The following is a 16,494-nucleotide window of genomic DNA, read 5'->3' on the forward strand; positions in this document are numbered from 1 at the left end:
CTTAAAATGCGTCGTCGCGCAGATCGAACGGCGTCGAACGGCGGGTGATAAGGGCAAGAAAATCGGCAAGGAACTGCATGAACAGCAAGCCAAAACCGATGGGAAGGGCGGAAAACGGTTTCCAAAGGGGCACGGCCCAGATGGTTTCGGTCAGCCAGCCGCCGTCAAAGGCCTCAATGACGAGTTCAAACCCGTAAAAGCCAAACAGCGCACTGATCGCCATGCCAGACAACAAAGTGACAATCGCAAGAGCCATGCGTGCGCCGCTTTTAAGATACAGCGGCAGCAGATCGACATTCACATGACCCCGGATCAACTGAACATAGGGCAACCCGACAAGGGTGGCGCCAATCATCAGGAAAATGACGGCTTCGGTTTGCCAGACGGTGGAGTCATTGAGCACATAGCGCATGAAAACCAACTGACAGATGATTAGCATGGCAACGGCAAACATCGTGGCAGATAAAACACCGCAGACACGCGATGCAAAATGAATGACCGCGATGATGGTATCAATCGGGCCTTTGGGCGGCATCGGGCGTTCCATGTGATGCGCATCTTGTGGATCGATTGGCTCAACATCGGGTGGTGGCGGCATATCTGATTTAACGGAATGCGACGCACTTGCTGTCTGCGCGAAATCATCGGGCAGATCAATCGGAAGTGTGTGCGGGGACATGGCGTTCGACACGCGCGTACTCCTCTGACGGAACCGTATTGTTCTGTATTCGTTGGGAAAAGGGCGGTGCCGGGGATTCCGGCACCGCGCTCAGTTCAGGCGTAAGGGATCACTTGACGGCAAGCGCCATATCAAGAAGTTCCTGCCCATTCGGGGTTTCTTCGACAAATTTGGCGTAAGAGGTTTTCATGGCGATGGCCTGCCATGCTGCAAAGTCCTCATCGGTCAAATCGGCGATTTCAACACCGGCATCCTTAAAGACCTGAACGCTGTCAGAGTCCTGTTTGCGGCCTTCGGTGGTGTAATATTCTTCGGCTGTTTTCGCCGCTGCTGCCAACGCATCTTTTTGTGCGTCATTGAGCTTGTCATAGCTCGCTTTTGACATCAGGACCGGCTGATACATGAACCAAAGCGCATTTCCTGCGGCCGGGGTATAGCATTTGACCTGTTCATAGATACGATAGGAAACAAAGCTCGAGGAGCTGGTGTTTGCCGCATCAAGAACGCCGGTCTGCATGGCCGGATAGATTTCCGAACTTGGCATTGCGGCGATGGAGCCGCCTGCACCCTGAAGCATCTGCTCAAAGGATTTACCAGCAGCACGGATTTGCATGCCTTTGACGTCATCAGGTGTGCGGATGCAGCTCTGGGTCGAGGCAAAGCCACCGGCGAGCCAGCCTTTGGCCACCGTGACAACACCTTCCTCGTTCAGCAGACCTTCAATTTTGTCCATGAACGGGGATTCGTTGATGCGGTTGGCATGGTCGTGGTTTTTAACCAGGGCTGGCATCAAGGTCAGGTTGGCAGCCGGAACACGCCCACCGGCATATGCCAGCGGATAGACAATCATGTCAAGCTGGCCACGTGTCATCGGAGTCCACTGTTCTTTTGCTTTGAACAGGGAGCCTGATGGGAAAATCTGGATTTCCAGATCAACGTTGGCTGCTTTGACTTCGTCGGCAATGATCTGTGCAACTTTGTGACGGATGTCACTGGTGGACCACTGATGCGACAGCTTCAGGGTTTCAGCATCTGCTGATGCAGACATACCAAAAGCGGCAACAGACATTGTAATGGCGGCGACGGACGCCGAAAGGGTCTTCTTAAAAATCTTCATCTTTTCCTCCCGGATGAAGCATGCGTTCTAAATGCATTTGAATGGGCTTTTACGCGTCTTTTTATTGATGCGGTTTTCGCATTGAGAGAAAGCGTTACAGATTTCTGGCATCCTGTCCATGCAATTTTGTATACCAGAGGTGCGTTTCGCAGTGCCACAAACTCGCGCCTGAGTGTTTGCACTGGAATCCCAGAAAACTGGGAAATAACTTTTGCAGTGCAGCACAAAAACACGTTGAGCAGACGTCCAAAAGGTTTTGATTAGTGCCAGATTATGTGTTCTGGTATACCAGTGAATGGTTGTTGAATGAGGGCGTTGATGGCGCAGAACGGAAAGCTTGCTACCGATTTGGTGCAGAAATTGGAGCGCGATATTGTCACCGGTGTTCTTAAACCGGGGGACAAACTTGATGAACGGTCGTTAAGCGAACGGTTCGGAGTTTCGCGCACGCCGGTACGTGAAGCGCTGCAAACGCTTGCCGGATCGGGGCTTGTCGCAACCATGCCAAGGCGCGGCACCATTGTTGCCGCCATCACGGTCGGTGAACTAATCGAAATGTTCGAAGTCATGGCAGAACTTGAAGCCATGTGTACCCGTCTTGCCGCACGGCGCATGCCGCGTGTCGATATTGAAAACCTGATCAAGCTGGCAGCGGCGTGTGATGCGCTTCAGGAGCACGCCGACGCGGATGCCTATTACGAGGCCAATGTCAGTTTTCACGAAGCGATCTATGCCGGGTGTCGCAACAGCTTCCTTGAACGTCAGACCAAGAATGTCCGCAACCGTTTGGCGCCGTATCGGCGCTTGCAACTCCATCGTCCGGGCCGTGTCAAAAAGTCAAATGCCGAACACGAAGATATTCTGACCGCCATCTCGACCGGTGATGCGCAGACTGCTGGAAAACTGATGCATCAGCATGTTGCCGTTCAGGGTGAGGCGTTGAATGACCTTCTGGCAATTGTCCCGCGCGGGTATCTGGAGCCCTTGGCGAGCTGATCAAAATCTCAACACCGTGCGTGACCTTTTAAATCGTTTGCGCTAAAAACCGCTGATGGCAAAGAAACGTTTGGATCAGTTGCTTGTGGAACGTGGGTTGGTGGAAAGCCGGTCCAAGGCACAGGCTTTTATTATGGCAGGCAATGTCTTTAGCGGTGAGCAACGGCTTGATAAGCCGGGCATGCAGTGCAAGGAAGACATTGCGGTGACGCTACGCGGGCAACCGCACCCGTGGGTATCACGCGGTGGGCTCAAGCTTGAAAAGGGCTTGTCGCATTTCGGGCTTGATGTGACTGGTTTTATTGGTGTCGATGTTGGATCATCGACGGGTGGTTTTACCGATGTCTTGCTGCAAAATGGTGCGGCTAAGGTCTTTTCCGTCGATGTCGGGCAGGGACAGCTTGACTGGAAGCTGCGCAATGACGACCGGGTGGTTGTCATGGAAAAAACCAACGCGCGCCATTTAAGCGAAGAACATATTCCCGATCTGATTGATATCGTTGTCTGTGACGCCAGCTTTATTGGCCTGCGCACCGTGCTGCCGGCCAGTCTGGAGCGGGTCAAGCCGTGTGGCTATGTGATTGCACTGATCAAGCCGCAATTTGAAGTTGGTAAGGAACGTGTCGGCAAAAAGGGTGTCGTGCGCGAGCCTGAGCTGCATCAGGAAGTCTGCGATACCATTTCCGAGTGGCTGGGCAATTTGCCGGGCTGGGAGGTTTTGGGCATCGCGACAAGTCCGATCACAGGGCCGGAAGGCAATGTTGAGTTTTTGATTGGCGGGCGGAAATCGGCGTAAAACCGCCAATCCCCGCCAGAGTTTCCCGCTAAAATTCCGGGCTTTATCTGCCGATTTTTTTCAGAAAGTGATCAATTCCGGCCTGTGCACAATCCTGATCCTGCGGTGGGGTGCCAGAACTGACCCCGATGCCGCCAACGCAATCGCCGTCAACCATGACCGGCAGGCCACCGGCAACAATTGAAAGCCGTCCACCAATTTCTGAATCAATGCCGTAGGCCGGTTTTCCCGGCTGGGCGGCGGCGGCATATTCATGGGTTGCCTTACGTGCGCCGGACGCAGTGAAGGATTTGTCCTGTGCAATTGTCGTGCTGGTGACCTTGCCGCCATCCATGCGTTCAAACGCGATCAAAACACCGGACTCATCGGTAATGGCGATGCACATCGGCACGCCGATTTCAGTGGCACGTGCGCGCGCACCTTCAATCAGGATATAGGCGTCTTCGATCGACAGGCGTTTGATGGTCAGCATAACAGCGTCTCCGGTGGATTGAGGGTTCTTCAGTTGGCGGCATCTTATGGGCAGCGCTGAAGAGTGATCAATCACATAAAACGTCTTTCCGTATGGTGGAACTGTGCGGTGGTGGCTTTGATGCTGCCCGTCACAGCGTCACGAACCCCATCATCTAAAAATCATGAAATACAGCGCGCCAAGCGGTAAGGCCGTGGCGGTGAAGCCAACAAGGCCCCAGAGCTTGCGACATTTATCGTAAGCCGCAGGCATGACATCCTGCCCTTTCGCAACGGTTTGGGCCGCAATTCTGGACATATACAGCTGAAGAGGCAGTAACCCGACCAACCACAAAACTGCCGCCATACCAAACAGGCTGATGCCAATCGTCAAATGCGGCGCATCGGAGATGGCAATGCCGGTGGCATGAAACAGGCCAATCCCGCCGACGATGATCAGGGCGGCACCAAATGCGGTAAAGGCCAGATCGGTCATATTTACCAGACGGCAGGCGAAGGCAATTACGATAGGATTTCCGGTCTTGTCAGCCTGAGTTTTCCAAAGGGCGGAAACGATGATGTTGCCCATAAACAGGATAACACCCAAAAGGTGCACGAGCTTAACAATGGAATATTCCATGGTGTGTCCCAAGGTCAAAAATGTGTGCTGTAACCAGCAACATGAGCATTACGAGAATTTTGCGTTGCACGATCATGCGGCGTCTGTACGGTTTAAATCCTCGGCCAATAATCCCAACACAAAATCATCAAGTTCGATATCTGCGGGGGGCGCAATCATGCCATCAATCACCAGCATGGCGATGCCATGTGCGCGGCTCCAGGCGGCAAGGGCGCGGTTATAGGCGGTCGCGGCCTCGGTCAGGGTCATTTCGGCCTTGCGGTCCACCGATGTCACCGCGCGTTGCAGTACATCAAAGGCATTGTCGGCTGCATCACGCAGTTCGGGATATTGATCCAGCGGCGGGCGTTCGCGGCCAAAGATCAGACGAAAATGTTGGGGGTGTTCGATGGCAAAGCCGACATAGGCCGCACCGAGTGCCATGATGCGATCTTCATGCGTGTCAATGCGCGCAGCGACATCTTCAAGCTTTTGCGCAAAGCGTTCAAAAGCCGAAATCGCCACTGCCGCCAAAATGCCATCCTTACCGTCAAAATGGCGATAGGGTGCGGCTTCCGACACGCCGGTTAGGCGGGCCAGACGGCGCAGGGAAAGCCCGGTGGGGCCTTCGTCGATCAGGATGTTCTCGGCCTTTTGCAGCAGGACATTGCGGACGTCACCGTGGTGGTATTTCCCCATAAGTTTGCATCTCTATTTTCTTATGTTAACTCTGTTTACATTATCGTGAAAAACATCCCGATGCAAGGGTGGATTTTGTTTTTGTCACCCGTCTTTCAAACAAAAGCGCCGCCCAAATGGGCGGCGCAGTGCGTTTAGGGGGAGGAAGATTGTTGTCAAAGCTGATGTCACTTTTGGGCTGAACTTAGGTGTTTTCTGGCTTTGGTTCGGGTTGGGTTTCGCTTGGTGCTGGCGGTGTGACCGGAGCTGTCGGTTGGGTTGATGGGGTGTTGGACGTGTTTGCTTCTGTGCTCGTGGTATCTGTTTGCGGCGCAGGAGACGGGGGGGTCTCTGTTGCGTGTTCTGTCGTTGCTTGTGTAGGATCAGACGCAGGTGCGCCTTGAGGTGCGTTGGCCGCGTCGGCGGATGGTGTTGGTTGCGGTGTTGGTGCTGGTGAGGCAGGTGCCGCTGGTGGCGTTGGGGAAGCGGCGGTTGGTGTGGCAGCATCGGGTGTGGATGTTGTTACGGCACTTTCGGTATTCTTGGTGTCGGTCGATGTGTCTGACGGTGGTTGCGCATTGGACGCAGGCGGTGTGACAGGTGCGACGTCAGTCGGAGTTGCCGGTGTCGATGGGGTTGTGTCGCCGTTCTGTGGCGCGGCATCTTTGGGCGCACTTTTGTCTTTGTCGTCTGACGCAGCCTCAGTTGTGTTCGCAGCCAGATTGGCAGAGGGCGGGGTCGCCGGTTTTTCGTCTTTTGCCCGGTCCGGGCGGATCAGGAATTGATCGCCGAGCGTATCCTGTCCGATCAAAAGGGGCTGTTCGAGGCCGGCCATTTCCAAAAGTCCGATTTCAACGTCACGGTTAATGCCGCGCAATTGCATGCGTGTGCGGATGACTGGCGCGCGAACGCTGGCGCTATTGGCGCTGGTTTTAATGTCGCGATAGCCAGCAACCGGCATGGAAAGTTGCCATGTGATTTTGCGCCCGGTAAGCCCGCTTGTCTTATCCGGGGGGCTATCAAGAGCAAGCGAGAACGAGACGGTCTCACCGGCTTGGTCCGCATCGTCATGATCGGACGTGCTGTCCGAGCCAGCCCCGTGATCCGTGCTGGCAGGGCCAACAGAAAGATCATTCACAAACAGGCACGTTTGTGGCGCAGCCCCCAAGATCATCGAGGGCAGGGCGGAAATACCCCAGCGCGGCAAATCGACCGGTTCATCGGGATAAAGAACGGTGCGACTGCGCAAATTGGCATCCATACCACCCGCAGCACGAGGCGCGCCAGAGGCGTTGGAGGATGCGAGTGACATCAATGTTTTGAGCAAAATTGGGTTCATGCCACCTAGACGTGGCAAAAACCCGTTTGTGATCGGAAATCAGAACAGGGAAGCGTTCGGTCCTGACCTTAGCTTGGGAAGTGCTTGTTGGCGTTCCAGCCGTCGCATTGGCCGCGATGACGCAAAAGGTGATCGGCCAGAACGATGGCGGCCATGGCTTCGCCCACCGGCACACCACGAATACCAACGCACGGGTCATGGCGACCCTTGGTGACGATATCGACTTCCTTGCCGTAAATATCGATGCTTTTGCGCGGCGTTAGGATCGAGCTGGTTGGTTTGACGGCAAAGCGAATGACAACATCCTGACCCGATGAAATTCCCCCCAGAATGCCACCAGCATGGTTGGAGCCAAACACCGGCTTGCCATCTTCACCAAGGCGCATTTCGTCGGCATTTTCAATGCCGGTCAGCTCGGCGGCCTCAAAGCCATTGCCGATTTCAACGCCTTTGACCGCATTGATTGTCATCATGGCCTTGGCCAGATCGGCATCAAGTTTGTCATAGACCGGATCACCCAGCCCAACGGGAACGCCCGAGCAGACAACTTCGATCACTGCGCCAACCGATGAACCATCCTTGCGCAGGCCATCAAGGTATTCTTCAAATACCGGGACGGCTTGCGGGTCCGGGCAGAAGAACGGGTTGTTATCAACCTCATCCCAGTTCCAGTTATCGCGGTTGATTTCCTTGGTGCCCATTTTGACCAAGGCGGCGCGGATTTTAATATCATCACCCAGGATTTTACGCGCAATCGCACCGGCCGCAACGCGCATGGCGGTTTCACGTGCCGATGAACGGCCGCCGCCACGATAATCGCGCGTGCCGTATTTTTCCCAATAGGTGTAATCGGCATGGCCGGGGCGGAACTGGTTTTTAATTTCGCCGTAATCCTTGGACCGCTGATCGACGTTTTCAATCAGAAGCCCAATCGGGGTTCCGGTGGTTTTGCCTTCAAACACACCTGAAAGAATTTTGACCTGATCAGGTTCGCGGCGCTGGGTGGTAAAGCGCGACTGACCGGGTTTGCGTTTTTCAAGGAAGTCCTGAATGTCGGCTTCTGTCAGGTCAAGAAGCGGTGGGACGCCATCAACGACACAGCCAATGGCTGGCCCGTGGCTTTCGCCAAAGGTGGTGAAGCGAAAAAGCGTTCCAAAACTGTTACCAGCCATAAGCCAAAATCCAGAATTCAAAAGGTACGGAAAAACGTATTAAAGTGACAAACGGGCCACCCCGAAAGGCGGCCCGTAAAATCATATCATGTTCAGATCAGGATTTCTGAACATTGATGTCAGGTGCATCGGCCTGTTTCATGCCAACGGTATGATAACCGCAATCGACGTGGTGGGTTTCACCCGTCACACCGGTTGACAGATCCGACAGGAAATAAAGCCCCGACCCGCCAACATCATCAAGGGTGACATTGCGGCGCATCGGTGAGTTAAACTCGTTCCATTTCAGGATATAGCGGAAATCGCCAATCCCCGAAGCGGCAAGGGTTTTCATTGGACCTGCCGAAATGGCATTGACGCGGATGCGATCCGGGCCAAGGTCATTGGCAAGATATTTAACACTGGCTTCAAGGGCGGCCTTGGCAACACCCATGACGTTGTAATGCGGCATGACTTTTTCCGCCCCGTAATAGGACAGGGTCAAAAGCGATCCGCCGTCGGTCATCAGCTTTTCCGCGCGCTGTGCAACAGCGGTAAAGGAATAGACCGAGATGTTCATCGACATCGTGAAGTTTTCAAGCGACGTGTCGACATAGCGACCGCGCAACTCGTTCTTGTCGGAAAAACCGATGGCATGAACGACAAAGTCGAGCTTGCCCCATTTTTCCTTGAGCGTGTCAAAAACGGAATCGATGCTGGCCGCATCGGTCACGTCACATGGCAAGACGATGTCGCTGCCAACTGAGCTTGCCAAAGGACGGACACGCTTTTCCAGTGCTTCACCCTGATAGGTAAAAGCAACTTCAGCGCCAGCAGCAGCGGCAGCGCGTGCAATGCCCCAAGCAATGGATTTGTCGTTCGCGACGCCCATAATCAGGCCACGCTTACCGGCCATCAGGCCCGAGATGTTATCGGTGGACAGGCTCATTTTTCCTCTCGTTCCCACGATCTCTCTCTGTCAGGTGGAGGCCCTTTAAATAAAGCCACGACCGGTACAGGAGCTATTGGTCATTGGGCGCATCCTACACAAAGCAAGGCCAAGGTCAATCTGGCCTGTTATAACGTGTGCGGGCACGCTATCCTGTTGATCAATTACAGTATAACCGGAAAATGCGTAGGGATAAGCGTTTAATGGTGGAAATTCAGAAATTGATCGAAGATCGAACAGCATTCTGGCGCTATGCGCTGATGCGGTTTGTCTATGATAAATCGGTGCAGCGCGCGGCTGGCCTGTCCTATACGACTCTTTTGGCGATGGTTCCGTTTCTGGCTGTTGCGTTGACAGTGCTTTCGGCTTTTCCGGTATTTGATCAATTCAAAGATCAAATCATGAGCGTTGTTTTAAATAACTTCCTGCCAGAAACCGGTGAGCAGGTGACCGACTACCTTGGAAACTTCTTGCAAAACACCGGCCAGATGACCGCCGTTGGCACCATGGTGCTTGGTTTGACGGCGGTGATGTTGCTTGGAGCGATTGAAGGGGCAATGAATGACGTCTTTCGCGTTACAAGCCCGCGCAAGTTGCTATCGCGTCTTGTGGTGTTCTGGGCGCTTCTGACCGTCGGGCCGATGTTGTTGGGGTTGAGCCTGTCGTTGGCGTCCTATCTGTTTGCCATGCGCCATATGGTCGGCGGTGATTTGATTGGCGGGCAACTTGGTCAGCTTACCTTTGTTGCACCGTTCCTGTTATCGGCAATTGCTTTTTCGTTGTTGTTCATTGGGATGCCCAACCGTTCAGTTGAAATCATTGATGGCTTTCTGGGCGGCCTTGTTGCGGCGGGATTGTTTGAGGCGCTTAAAAAAGGGTTCGGATTTTATGTTACCAATTTCCCAACCTATCAGACGATTTATGGCGCGGTTGCCATTGTGCCGATTTTTCTGCTGTGGATGTATCTCACCTGGATTGTGATCCTGCTGGGCGCACAGGTTGCGGCTGCACGGTCGGAATGGCGTGCGGCCCGGGCTGCGGGCCTTATTCCCGATCCGCGCGGGGCGGTGCCGGGCCATATGGAACGCATTATCGCGGTTCTGCGGGTGCTGGAATATCTGCAAAACGGTTTCCATAAGGCATCCAAACCGCCGACCTATCGCCGCATGATGCGTGAGGTCAAGCTTGGTGGGCGTGACTTGAACTGGGCATTGGCCGCCCTTCGGCGGGAAAAGCTGATTGATCGGTCCGAAAGTCATCGCTGGTTGCTATCTGGTAATTTATCGCGACTGACATTGAACGATTTGATGAGCCGTCTGGGATTGTTTCTTGATTATGATCGGCTGCTGGTAGTTCAGTCGGACGGTGGCTGGCCCGGTAAAATGCGTGAGCGGCTTGTCGAGCTTGAAAAAACCAGAGGTTCGGTTCTTGATGTTGAAGTCGGCGCCTTGCTTGATACACCAAAGCCCGAAGACAAAGTCCCTGAGCAAATCAAGCCAAACCGGGATCATCCGCGGCAGGAAGAAATCAGTCAAAATGATATGGCCCAATCGGTGGATTAAGCCATGCCGGGAAATCGAAAGCCCTGTGAAGAATAGAAAATTCGGGCAACGTTATGTGTCCGGATTTTCTGGATGGTCAGTAGATTCCATTTGAACCCGTATCGGTGCATCACTGCTGCGCAGATGAAGGTCGCGCTGCGGGAACGGGATTTCGATATCGTTGTCCTTAAAGGCATCCCAGACGTTGAGCAGAACTTCGCTGATGATGTTGCCGCGCCCGTTTTGCGGGTCGGTGATCCAGAACCGAATTTCAAGATCGACCGAATTGTCGCCAAAGCCACGCAACAATGTGTTGGGACCGGGGGTGTCTTGTACACGTGCGCATTTTCCTGCGGCCTCATTGCACAGTATGATCGCGAAATGCGGATCGCAGTTATAGGAAATGCCAACCGGGACTTTGAGGCGCAGCTTGACGTCTGTGTGGCTCCAGTTTTCGACCTGTGTGGTGATCAGGTCTTCGTTGGGGATCAGGAATTCCGTGCCGTCCCGGGTGCGAACGGCGGTGTAGCGTGCACCAAGGGACTGTATCCAGCCAAATGTTTCACCAATGGCAATGACATCGCCGGGCTTGATCGACCGATCCAAAAGCAGGATCACGCCGCTGATCAGGTTGGCAACAATGCGTTGCAGGCCAAGACCAATGCCGACACCAACCGCACCGCCAAACACCGCAAGGGCGGTCAAATCAACGCCAATCGTTGACAGAGCAAACAGAACGGCAACGGATAGCAAAACAAGTTTAAGGAGTTTGGACATCAGCACCTGAACCGAGGGAGTCAGGCGGTGGACTTTTTTGATGCGTTGTTCAAATAGTCGGGATGAAAAGGATGCAACCCAAAGCAAAACTGCCAACGACAGGATAGCTTTTATAACGCCATAGACCGAAACGCGGAACGATCCGACTTGCATGGCAAGACTGTCGAGCGCTGCGATGGTTGGATCAAGCCAGCCAACGATATTAAGGGCGGCCAGCCCCCATGCCACAGCCGCAATGGTGCGTGACCAGACCGGATCATTCACCACGGCGGCGGCCAGACGAATGACGATCCATGCGTTTAGCAGGCTGGCGACAAGGCGCAGGATATTGTGGCGATATCCGGTTTGAACAGCAATGGCCTCAAGGACCCAGACCAGTACCACCAGCAGCAGGGGAAACGCCAGGTCAGGCAGAACAGAAAACAGTCGTCTGAAACCGGCATAGTGCAAAAGCGGTTTCCAGTTTTGCAACCGGGCAAGCAGGGAGGTCAATGTCGGACGCAGCAAAAGGGCCGGCAGCATCGCCAGCAGGCAGGCTGCAATTTGTATGAGGATTGGGCCGAGAAGAATATTGGCCTGTACCCAGTCTATGGCTTGGTCAATCCAGAGCAAATATTGATCCGGGTTGGTAAACTGTTCCATTGGTGCCCTGATGTGTTCCTGATTTTCTGTTTTGGCTCTTAACGGCAAAACGCTTTAAATCATATGGTAGCACGAGAACGGATTTTCAGGCAGGGCGTTGCATTTAAAAGAAAATTGGAACTGTAACCTGCCACGGTGAGTGCGGGTGTTTTGGCAATTTTGGCACTAAAAAAGCCGGCGAGAAGCCGGCTTTTAAGCGGGATACTATCGGGTGCTGTAGGGGTGCTTTTCCGACCAGTCACGGATAAACTCGATCAATTCATCATCGCGTTCATCGGGCAGCTTGACCGTCAGATGGACATATTGATCGCCGTGTTTGGTGTTGCGGTCATAGGGTGCACCCTTGCCACGCAGGCGCAGTTTGGTTCCGCTGTTGGCGTTGGCGGGCAATTTCATATTGACCTTGCCATTGACAGTCGGGACTTCGATGGACCCGCCAAGGACCGCCTCGGCCAGTGTGATCGCCAATTCACAATGCAGATCATTGCCTTCGCGACGGAATGTTTTGTCGGGATGGACATGTAACTTGATCAGGGCATCGCCAGCCTCACCACCATTCATCCCCGCCATGCCCTGACCTTTCAGGCGCAGGGTTTGTTCGTTTTCACTTCCCGGAGGGATGCGAACTTCAAGGCTTTTGCCGCTGGCAAGGTTGATCCGCTTGGTCGTGCCAATGATGGCTTCGGAAAAATCAAGGCTCAGTTCGTAGGAGATGTTCGGACCTTTGACCTTTTGCGGTTTGCGTTCACCGCCAAAACCACCAAATCCGCCACCGCGACCACCCCGACCGCCTTTGCCGAAAATTTCGTCAAAGATATCTTCGGGGTTCGAGCCTGAAAAACCGAATGGGTCATTCTGGCCAAATCCACCGCCTGCACGCGATTGACCACCGCCGCCACCGCGACCAAAAGGCCCGGTTTCGCGACCATCGGCATCAATCAGACCATTGTCGAATTTCTTGCGACGTTCGGGATCGCCAAGCAGGTGATAGGCGCTTGAAACTTTTTTAAAGCGTTCTTCAATCTTGGTATCGCCGGGATTGACGTCGGGATGAAGTTCGCGCGCCAGTTTGCGATAGACTTTTTTGATTTCGTCCTGAGTGGCGTTTTTTGCAACGCCGAGTATTTTGTAGGGATCCTGCATGAATTAACCGGTTGGATGAACAAAATGGGCGGTGGCACAATTTAAGTGCATGATGCGCGCAATCAGAACCATTTCGTCACAATTTCGTCGGGCACGTTTTATATCAAGCAAGGACAAGTCCAGTGAATGTAGCGGGGCTACGATCAAGGGCTTCGTCACATTGCTCTGCCGCGCTGTATTTTGCCAAACGGCATGCCAAAACAAACAAAATGGCGCTGATTGCGCGCTCCGTACTCTAGCCCGTCTTGGCGAAAACAAGAAAGGCTATTTATTGCTGTGTCCGGATATAAAAAAAGCGGTGCAGATCGCAAGGACCACACCGCCTTTTTTGAAAATCTGGTTTCAGATCAGACGGGGCTGATCAATTCACGACCTGCCAGCTGCCATCCGGTTTGCGGCACGCTGTGCCATAGGCGGTTTCTTCCTGCCCACCAATCATGACAGTCTGCTGGTATTCGCGGCAATATTCCTGCGTTTCGGGTTTCTGATAGGTCCGTGTTGGTGTCACGGTCCCCTGAACGCCGGTATCTGGATTCTGCCAGCTTGATGTTTTGCCTGTTGGCGCGCTTTCAAGGGTTTTCTGCGTGCTTTGGGCCATGATTGCGCGGTCTGCGTTATCAAGTGAACGCCCGACTTCGCTGCCAAGAAACGCGCCTGCCATGGTGCCAAGTGCAACACCGACCAACTGACCTTTGCCTTTGCCAAACTGTGCGCCAGCAACCGCACCGCCAACCGCACCCAGCAAGGTGCCAGCGGTTTGTTTCTGGCCCTGATCCTGAGCACAGCCTGCGATGAAGGCGGTCATGATCAATGGTATGACGATATGACGGAATTTCATGTTACTTCTGCCCATCTTGTTTTTCCTGTCCCAACCGATATGCTCTGAATATACGAACGATGATCCTGTGTTGCCACCCCGTGTTCGTCATCCGCTGTCACTTAAGCCAGCCGATTTTGGATAATCAGAGGAACTTTGACCCCAATGGACGAAAAAAATACGCCAAAAATGGGGCATGAACCCCATGTCGCCCCGTTTGAGATGTTTGACGATTGGTTCAAAGACGCCAAAAGCAACGAAGATGCCTATCCTGACGCGATGACATTGGCCACCGCGGACAAGGATGGCCGTCCATCAGCGCGGATCGTCCTGCTTAAGGGGTTTGATGATCGCGGCTTTGTCTTTTACACCAATTATGAAAGCCGCAAGGGTAGCCAGCTTGCTGAAAACAGCTATGCGGCATTGTGCTTCCATTGGAAAACGGTCGAAAAATGTGTGCGAATCGAAGGTAAGGTCGCCAAGGTCGATGGTGCTGAATCTGATGAGTATTTCGCATCGCGCCCACGTGGCAGTCAGCTTGGCGCCTGGGCATCGATACAGTCACGCCCGATGACCGGTCGGTTTGATCTGGAAAAACGGGTGGCGGAATTTACCGCCAAGTTTGGTTTGGGCAAGGTAGCACGCCCGGATCACTGGGGTGGTTTCCGCCTTGTGCCTGACCGGATTGAATTCTGGGCCGAGGGAAAATTCCGTCTGCATGATCGCAAACTGTTTACCCGTGATGCCGATGATGCGGGCTGGAACACGCAAAAGCTGTTTCCGTAAGGATTTGCCTTTGTGACCCGAACGATAGAACGCGCAAAAGAGTAAATCTTTTGCGCGTTTTTGATTGAGAGGCCTGTTTCCCGGTCCGGTTCGTCTGACTATTTAATCTGTTCGGGCGGGCAGAATGTTTCCTGCAAGACGGCAATGATTTTCATGATGTTCTGATCTGCCAGCGAATAATAAATCGTCTGGGCTTCGCGCCGGGTTTTGACCAACCTGTCGCGCCGCAGCCTTGCGAGATGCTGTGACAGGGCGGATTGTTTAATGCCCAGTTCATTCTCAAGCGTACCAACCGATTTTTCGGCATCGCCAAGGGAACAAAGAATCATCAGCCGCCATTCATTACCCAGCGTTTTGAGAAATTCTGCTGCTTCGCGTGCATTTTGATGAAGCGCTTCGTAATCCATCCGCCAGAGAACCCATTTCCAAATTACATACCAATCTACATCTACGGTCTGACCTTGGTTGGTATCGGTCGGGGTCAGCGTATTTTCGGTCTTGTCTTCAAACAGCCATCGTAATCGGAGCCATAAATGATACAATACACCTTGTAAGCTATTCTATCAGGCAGGTTTACGAAACGCTGATCTTGTTTCTATACAGCGTTGAAAGAACAATTACAGCCGCAATATTTTTGATCTTGAACAAGGAATAGATTGATCAGAAGTAGCAACATAATGGCGATCCTGCGTGATGATGACCCATCAGACGCGGGCACTGTTCACAAGATGACAGGCGGGAGTGAGTGCAATGGCAATAAGAACAATTCTGGCACCAGTAGCCGGTTCGGAAATTGATCGCCGTGTTATGGATATGGCGTTCCGTACTGCAAAGCGGTTCGATGCGCATCTTGAGGCGCTTTTTGTCGCCGCCGAACCACAGGATGCCATTCCAATTGTTGGCGAAGGCATGTCGGGCCTGATCATTGAAGAAATGATCCGGGCGGCGGAAACCGAAACAGGAAAACGCGAAGCCAACGGCAAGGCCGCGTTTGAGGCTGCTGTCGCCACGGCCGGGATCGACATTGCAGAGGCGCCGACGACCCAGTCCAAAGCAACCTGTGCCTGGCGCAAGGACAATGGCCGCGAAGACGAAACCGTTGCACGCCGGGGGCGCCTGTTTGATCTGGTGGTGGTTGGGCGTGATCCCAAAGAAGCTTCTGCGTCGCTGACCTTTGATGCCGCATTGATGGAAACCGGGCGTCCGATCTTTGTCGCCCCGATAGACCCACCTGCGACGATTGGTGAAAAGGTCATGATTGCGTGGAACGGCGGGGTGGAAGCCGCGCGTGCCGTGACGTCGGCCATGCCGCTTTTGCGCACGGCAAAGACCGTCACGATCGTCAGTGTCGGAGATGTTCCTTATGGCCGGGCTAGTGCCAGAGAATTGGCAGAACAATTCCGCTGGCACGGAGTCGAGGCGGCGGTTGTCGAACATACCGAAGGCGGAAATGTTGCTAACACCTTGATGTCAGAGGCAGAAAAATGTGGGGCCGATAGCATCGTTCTTGGCGCCTATAGCCATTCACGGTTCAAGGAAATGATCCTCGGCGGTGTGACGCAGGATATGCTGGCAAAATGTACGTTGCCACTTTGGATAATGCACTGAGTGTTCCGCTGACCGGGCGTCATCATAACCATATGATTTCGCGAAATTAAATTACCTATTCTTTTGAGTGGGTCATAAAGGCGCATTTGGGTGCGCCTTTTTTTTGTTGCATCCGCGAACAAATAGAGGGAGGGTTACGGAAATCTTACAAAGACGGAACCCCGAAAAACGAGGCGTTCCGCATTGAGGAAGAAACGTCTGCTAGGGGAATTGCGATGTTATCACTTCGCGACATCATTGATTTTGCAGCTATGTCCGACGATTTGGCTGACGAATTAAACAGTCTTAAAATTGGTTTGCCCGATCTTGGTGCAGCGGTCGTTGGCCAAGGTGGTGGTGGCGACAATTCCGTTCGCGGCTGCGAAGCAACACCCTGTGCGGCCAACAAATGTGACGGCAAGTAAGC

General features: G+C 53.4%; 18 protein-coding genes. 6 read left to right on the forward strand and 12 right to left on the reverse strand.

Annotated features, from left to right (window positions below; genetic code table 11):
* Position 1 precedes the first annotated feature (1 nt).
* Positions 2–691: a TRAP transporter small permease gene (locus K355_RS24270; protein ID WP_022733410.1), complete on the reverse strand. Its 690-nt coding sequence runs from the start codon at positions 689–691 to the stop codon at positions 2–4.
* A gap of 97 nt (positions 692–788) precedes the next feature.
* Positions 789–1,796, reverse strand: a complete 1,008-nt coding sequence (gene dctP, locus K355_RS0117265) for a TRAP transporter substrate-binding protein DctP (protein ID WP_022733411.1) — start codon at positions 1,794–1,796, stop codon at positions 789–791.
* Between the two features lie 318 nt (positions 1,797–2,114).
* On the opposite strand from dctP, the gene K355_RS0117270 reads away from it, so the two are divergent.
* On the forward strand, positions 2,115–2,792 hold the full coding sequence (locus K355_RS0117270) for a GntR family transcriptional regulator (RefSeq protein WP_022733412.1): 678 nt from the start codon (positions 2,115–2,117) through the stop codon (positions 2,790–2,792).
* A 55-nt stretch (positions 2,793–2,847) separates the two neighbouring features.
* Positions 2,848–3,588 carry a TlyA family RNA methyltransferase gene (locus K355_RS0117275; protein ID WP_022733413.1) on the forward strand — a complete coding sequence of 247 codons (741 nt, stop codon included), beginning with the start codon at positions 2,848–2,850 and terminating at the stop codon, positions 3,586–3,588.
* A 43-nt stretch (positions 3,589–3,631) separates the two neighbouring features.
* Here the strand turns inward: K355_RS0117275 and K355_RS0117280 are convergent, their stop codons facing one another.
* The 6 genes from K355_RS0117280 to fabI all read right to left on the reverse strand — a co-directional run bounded on the left by K355_RS0117280 (position 3,632) and on the right by fabI (position 8,774).
* Positions 3,632–4,060: a GlcG/HbpS family heme-binding protein gene (locus K355_RS0117280; RefSeq protein ID WP_022733414.1), complete on the reverse strand. Its 429-nt coding sequence runs from the start codon at positions 4,058–4,060 to the stop codon at positions 3,632–3,634.
* A gap of 150 nt (positions 4,061–4,210) precedes the next feature.
* Positions 4,211–4,678: a DUF2269 family protein gene (locus K355_RS0117285; RefSeq protein ID WP_022733415.1), complete on the reverse strand. Its 468-nt coding sequence runs from the start codon at positions 4,676–4,678 to the stop codon at positions 4,211–4,213.
* A gap of 72 nt (positions 4,679–4,750) precedes the next feature.
* On the reverse strand, positions 4,751–5,356 hold the full coding sequence (locus tag K355_RS0117290; RefSeq protein WP_022733416.1) for a TetR/AcrR family transcriptional regulator: 606 nt from the start codon (positions 5,354–5,356) through the stop codon (positions 4,751–4,753).
* A 184-nt stretch (positions 5,357–5,540) separates the two neighbouring features.
* Positions 5,541–6,674: a prolipoprotein diacylglyceryl transferase gene (locus tag K355_RS0117295; RefSeq protein WP_033369056.1), complete on the reverse strand. Its 1,134-nt coding sequence runs from the start codon at positions 6,672–6,674 to the stop codon at positions 5,541–5,543.
* A gap of 68 nt (positions 6,675–6,742) precedes the next feature.
* Positions 6,743–7,846, reverse strand: coding sequence for a chorismate synthase (gene aroC / locus K355_RS0117300; RefSeq protein ID WP_022733418.1), 1,104 nt, complete (start codon positions 7,844–7,846; stop codon positions 6,743–6,745).
* 97 nt (positions 7,847–7,943) lie between these two features.
* Positions 7,944–8,774: an enoyl-ACP reductase FabI gene (gene fabI, locus K355_RS0117305; protein WP_022733419.1), complete on the reverse strand. Its 831-nt coding sequence runs from the start codon at positions 8,772–8,774 to the stop codon at positions 7,944–7,946.
* A 203-nt stretch (positions 8,775–8,977) separates the two neighbouring features.
* Here fabI and K355_RS0117310 point away from each other — a divergent pair, with 203 nt between their 5' ends.
* On the forward strand, positions 8,978–10,336 hold the full coding sequence (locus tag K355_RS0117310) for a YihY family inner membrane protein (protein ID WP_022733420.1): 1,359 nt from the start codon (positions 8,978–8,980) through the stop codon (positions 10,334–10,336).
* 51 nt (positions 10,337–10,387) lie between these two features.
* On the opposite strand, the gene K355_RS24275 is transcribed toward K355_RS0117310, so the two are convergent.
* The 3 genes from K355_RS24275 to K355_RS0117325 all read right to left on the reverse strand — a co-directional run bounded on the left by K355_RS24275 (position 10,388) and on the right by K355_RS0117325 (position 13,730).
* Positions 10,388–11,734 carry a mechanosensitive ion channel family protein gene (locus K355_RS24275; protein WP_022733421.1) on the reverse strand — a complete coding sequence of 449 codons (1,347 nt, stop codon included), beginning with the start codon at positions 11,732–11,734 and terminating at the stop codon, positions 10,388–10,390.
* Between the two features lie 204 nt (positions 11,735–11,938).
* The gene (locus K355_RS0117320) at positions 11,939–12,877 is read right to left on the reverse strand and encodes a DnaJ C-terminal domain-containing protein (protein WP_022733422.1); all 939 of its coding nucleotides are present in this window, start codon (positions 12,875–12,877) and stop codon (positions 11,939–11,941) included.
* A 361-nt stretch (positions 12,878–13,238) separates the two neighbouring features.
* A complete protein-coding gene (locus K355_RS0117325; protein WP_022733423.1) occupies positions 13,239–13,730 on the reverse strand; it encodes an RT0821/Lpp0805 family surface protein in 492 nt (163 codons plus the stop codon).
* A gap of 129 nt (positions 13,731–13,859) precedes the next feature.
* Here K355_RS0117325 and pdxH point away from each other — a divergent pair, with 129 nt between their 5' ends.
* Positions 13,860–14,480: a pyridoxamine 5'-phosphate oxidase gene (gene pdxH, locus K355_RS0117330; RefSeq protein WP_022733424.1), complete on the forward strand. Its 621-nt coding sequence runs from the start codon at positions 13,860–13,862 to the stop codon at positions 14,478–14,480.
* A 98-nt stretch (positions 14,481–14,578) separates the two neighbouring features.
* On the opposite strand, the gene K355_RS0117335 is transcribed toward pdxH, so the two are convergent.
* Complete coding sequence (locus K355_RS0117335) at positions 14,579–14,887, reverse strand: ArsR/SmtB family transcription factor (protein ID WP_022733425.1); 309 nt, start codon at positions 14,885–14,887, stop codon at positions 14,579–14,581.
* 343 nt (positions 14,888–15,230) lie between these two features.
* Between K355_RS0117335 and K355_RS0117340 the strand changes: the two genes are divergently transcribed.
* Positions 15,231–16,088 (forward strand): universal stress protein, encoded by an 858-nt coding sequence (locus K355_RS0117340; RefSeq protein ID WP_022733426.1) that lies wholly within the window; start codon positions 15,231–15,233, stop codon positions 16,086–16,088.
* 215 nt (positions 16,089–16,303) lie between these two features.
* A complete protein-coding gene (locus K355_RS0117345) occupies positions 16,304–16,492 on the forward strand; it encodes a hypothetical protein (RefSeq protein ID WP_022733427.1) in 189 nt (62 codons plus the stop codon).
* The last annotated feature ends 2 nt before the right edge of the window (positions 16,493–16,494 follow it).

Origin of the sequence: Thalassospira lucentensis MCCC 1A00383 = DSM 14000 (genome assembly GCF_000421265.1) — a bacterium.
In the GTDB taxonomy this organism is placed as follows: Bacteria; Pseudomonadota; Alphaproteobacteria; order Rhodospirillales; family Thalassospiraceae; genus Thalassospira; species Thalassospira lucentensis.

What these genes read in the sequence shown, in the direction of transcription:
- dctP (WP_022733411.1), bottom strand. Translation starts at nt 1,796, where the DNA reads ATGAAGATTTTTAAGAAGACCCTTTCGGCGTCCGTCGCCGCCATTACA.
- K355_RS0117270 (WP_022733412.1), top strand. Translation starts at nt 2,115, where the DNA reads ATGGCGCAGAACGGAAAGCTTGCTACCGATTTGGTGCAGAAATTGGAG.
- K355_RS0117275 (WP_022733413.1), top strand. Translation starts at nt 2,848, where the DNA reads ATGGCAAAGAAACGTTTGGATCAGTTGCTTGTGGAACGTGGGTTGGTG.
- K355_RS0117280 (WP_022733414.1), bottom strand. Translation starts at nt 4,060, where the DNA reads ATGCTGACCATCAAACGCCTGTCGATCGAAGACGCCTATATCCTGATT.
- K355_RS0117285 (WP_022733415.1), bottom strand. Translation starts at nt 4,678, where the DNA reads ATGGAATATTCCATTGTTAAGCTCGTGCACCTTTTGGGTGTTATCCTG.
- K355_RS0117290 (WP_022733416.1), bottom strand. Translation starts at nt 5,356, where the DNA reads ATGGGGAAATACCACCACGGTGACGTCCGCAATGTCCTGCTGCAAAAG.
- K355_RS0117295 (WP_033369056.1), bottom strand. Translation starts at nt 6,674, where the DNA reads ATGAACCCAATTTTGCTCAAAACATTGATGTCACTCGCATCCTCCAAC.
- aroC (WP_022733418.1), bottom strand. Translation starts at nt 7,846, where the DNA reads ATGGCTGGTAACAGTTTTGGAACGCTTTTTCGCTTCACCACCTTTGGC.
- fabI (WP_022733419.1), bottom strand. Translation starts at nt 8,774, where the DNA reads ATGAGCCTGTCCACCGATAACATCTCGGGCCTGATGGCCGGTAAGCGT.
- K355_RS0117310 (WP_022733420.1), top strand. Translation starts at nt 8,978, where the DNA reads ATGGTGGAAATTCAGAAATTGATCGAAGATCGAACAGCATTCTGGCGC.
- K355_RS24275 (WP_022733421.1), bottom strand. Translation starts at nt 11,734, where the DNA reads ATGGAACAGTTTACCAACCCGGATCAATATTTGCTCTGGATTGACCAA.
- K355_RS0117320 (WP_022733422.1), bottom strand. Translation starts at nt 12,877, where the DNA reads ATGCAGGATCCCTACAAAATACTCGGCGTTGCAAAAAACGCCACTCAG.
- K355_RS0117325 (WP_022733423.1), bottom strand. Translation starts at nt 13,730, where the DNA reads ATGGGCAGAAGTAACATGAAATTCCGTCATATCGTCATACCATTGATC.
- pdxH (WP_022733424.1), top strand. Translation starts at nt 13,860, where the DNA reads ATGGACGAAAAAAATACGCCAAAAATGGGGCATGAACCCCATGTCGCC.
- K355_RS0117335 (WP_022733425.1), bottom strand. Translation starts at nt 14,887, where the DNA reads ATGGATTACGAAGCGCTTCATCAAAATGCACGCGAAGCAGCAGAATTT.
- K355_RS0117340 (WP_022733426.1), top strand. Translation starts at nt 15,231, where the DNA reads ATGGCAATAAGAACAATTCTGGCACCAGTAGCCGGTTCGGAAATTGAT.
- K355_RS0117345 (WP_022733427.1), top strand. Translation starts at nt 16,304, where the DNA reads ATGTTATCACTTCGCGACATCATTGATTTTGCAGCTATGTCCGACGAT.